1 protein-coding gene and 1 pseudogene are annotated in these 1,513 nt (G+C 74.2%); both read left to right on the top strand.

What is annotated here, in order from left to right; all coding sequences use genetic code 11:
• On the top strand, positions 1-393 hold a 393-nt coding region (locus BZL64_RS40035; RefSeq protein WP_208639612.1), incomplete at its 5' end, for a hypothetical protein.
• Positions 390-1,513 (top strand): annotated as a pseudogene (locus BZL64_RS37615) (hypothetical protein); the annotation flags it as partial. The gene BZL64_RS40035 and the pseudogene BZL64_RS37615, both read left to right, overlap by 4 nt.

The raw sequence follows: 1,513 nt of genomic DNA, 5'->3' as shown, positions 1-1,513 counted from the left end.
CGGGCCGACCTGGTCGGCCCGCCGCCCCCGTCCCCCGCCGGCCGGCCCGCGCCGCCCGGAGCGCCCCTGTGGCCGGCGCTGCTCGCCGCCACCACGCACGATCCGGTGCAGCGGGCGGACATCGCCGCCCTGTGGCGCCAGACGGTCAACTCGGCGCTCACCTATGGCATGGCGCACGACGTCCTCACCGACTGGGCCCGTCTGGTCGACCACGACCCGCGCGGACGCGCGGCTCTCGCGGTGCTGCTGGCCGACGCGGCCGGCGACCGGCGTACCCGAGTGATCCTTCGGCACCTGGCCGACGGTTGGATCCGCGGCACCGCGGGACGCAGCGCACCGCGTTCCGGCCACCGTCTACTCGCCCGTCTCGACGCAGGGAGCGGCTCACCGTGACACCGCACGAAGCACCACAGCAATCCCTCTTCACCGGCCCACTGCCCGTGAGCATGTCGGACCGGGGCGGCTCGGTACGCCCGGGGCAGGCCATCCTGTTCAGCAGCGAGGAAGGCGAACTGACCGAACTGCCGCGCAAACCCACGGCGTTCGGCTCTCTGCGCTACCGCTACCGCTACGAGGTGGACCTCTCGGACCACACGGTGAGCTGGTCGGAGCCACTGCAGAGCGGCACCGGCGGATTCCACTTCCAGGCCGCGTTCGAGGCCCGCTGGAAGGTCTCCGAGGCGGCGGAGGTCGTCCGCCGCGGCATCCGCTCCGTCGGCGACGGGCGGGACGCGGTGTGCGTGGCGATGCGCGACCTGCTCTGGCCGCACGCCGCGCGGTACGGGATCGAGCGGATGGAGGAGTTCGCCGGGTTCGTACGGGGGTCGCTGTGCAGTCGGCCGCACCGGCTGGCGACCGGCCTCACCGTGGACTCCCTCATCGTGCGGATCTACCTCGACGAGGCCGCTGCCGGCCAGCTGCGAGCGCTCAAGCAGCGCGACTTCGACAAGCAGCTCGCCGTCGCGGGGCACGCCGTGGCGATGACCGAGCACACTCTCGACCAGGAACTCCAGACCAAGCGCAGGGAAGCACTGCTGGCGGCGGCTCGCGGCGAGGGCGGCCTGCTGGTCGAACTCATCGCTCAGGACCCGTCGAAGCTCCACGAGATCATGCGTGAACTGGGCCAGCGGCACGACGTGGCGGTGGAGCAGAAGGGCCGCATGCTGCGGGACCTCGTCGAAGCGGGCCACATCCAGCCCGCCGAGGCCCAGCAGATGTGGTACGAGATGCACAGCCCGGCCCCGCTGTTCGGCGCCGCCGCGCTCCCGGTCACGGCGCCCACCGCTCCCCCCGCGCAGCTGACGCAGGGACCTGCGGCGGTTCCGGCGGGCCACTCGGCGCCGCCCGGCCCCGCTCCCAGCGGCCTGCCGGGTGGCGCGACGGGGGGCCCGGCCATCGTGGCCGGCACGGTCGTACCCGTCGCGGGAGCGCAGAAGGCGCCCAAGCCCCGGCGACGCGCGGGAGCGACGGCGTTCCCCGCCGCCGGTACCGCCACGCCGGCACCCCCTGCCGC

Origin of the sequence: Streptomyces bobili, assembly GCF_002154575.1 — a bacterium.
Lineage (GTDB): Bacteria > Actinomycetota > Actinomycetes > Streptomycetales > Streptomycetaceae > Streptomyces > Streptomyces bobili.
Note: the sequence above shows the minus strand (reverse complement) of the source record. Positions and strands in the feature narration are given on the sequence as shown.